Below are 1,084 nucleotides of genomic sequence, written 5' to 3'. Positions count from 1 at the left end.
TGAATCRGCTGYCGGAGAGATTGAATTTCCAATATCTGCTGGAAGGGAAACCCGTTCCCGATCATGCGACTATCGCCCGTTTCCGTTCTCATCATATGGCGGCATGCAGCCGGACCTTGTTTGCCGACATGGATGCCGTCTTGGCTCAGGCCGGGGCCTTATCGCTGAAGAATTTGTTCATCGATGGGACAAAAATCGAATCTGTTGCCAATAAATACACTTTTGTCTGGAAGAAGAGTGTCACGAAACGGCAGGCCAAAGTATTAGCAAAAATTCCGGGCTTTATTCTTAAGACCCAGGAACTCTTTGGCATCCAAGTGCTCCATACACACGCTGTCCATCGGTACCATTTACGGCGGCTGTTGGGGAAATTAAAACGGCTTCAACGAGAAGGACACATCGTTTTCGTCCATGGCAAAGGCCATCGTAAGACGCCATTGCAAAAGGCCATTGAAAAAGCCAAGGATTTCCTGCATAAGACAAAAGAGTACGCCGTCCAGCTTCATTACTGCGGGGACCGGAACAGCTATGCCAAGACCGATATCGATGCCACCTTCATGCATCTGAAAGAAGACGCCATGAAAAACGGCCAGGTCAAGCCTGCATATAATGTACAATATAGCGTGGACGCTGGATTCGTTACCTGGGTCACTGTCGGACCGCAGACTTCAGATTGTACCACCCTGCTGCCTTTCCTCGAAGATTTTCGCAAGCATTTCCCTTTCCAGTATACCCGTATCATTGCAGATTCCGGCTATGAAAGCGAAGAAAATTACACGAAGCTCGCCGAACAGGGGTATGATGCTTACATCAAACCGTCCGACCATGAGCAGCGGAAAAAACGCCGTTTCAAAAAAGATATTGGCAAATTCCAGAATATGGACTATGATGCGAAAAATGATGTCTTTTATTGCCACAATCACCGTAAGCTGACCTGTGTTGGGAAAAAGACCGAAACAACCAGCACGGGATTTAAAATACGCAAAAGCCATTATGTCTGTGAGGATTGTTCGGACTGTCCCTATAAGAAAGGATGCATTCATGGCAATCGCAAGCAAGAAGCCGTTGGAAAAAGGAACKAARG

At 47.2% G+C, this 1,084-nt stretch carries 1 protein-coding gene; it reads left to right on the top strand.

What is annotated here, in order from left to right; all coding sequences use genetic code 11:
• Positions 1-20 precede the first annotated feature (20 nt).
• Positions 21-1,084: transposase (locus NM10_RS13925; RefSeq protein WP_020311962.1), on the top strand; the 1,064-nt coding region annotated here is incomplete at its 3' end.

It is taken from the genome of Megasphaera sp. NM10 (genome assembly GCF_000417505.1).
Lineage (GTDB): Bacteria > Bacillota > Negativicutes > Veillonellales > Megasphaeraceae > Megasphaera > Megasphaera intestinihominis.
The sequence above is the reverse complement of the archived record's forward strand: the minus strand, read 5'-3'. Positions and strand labels throughout refer to the sequence as shown.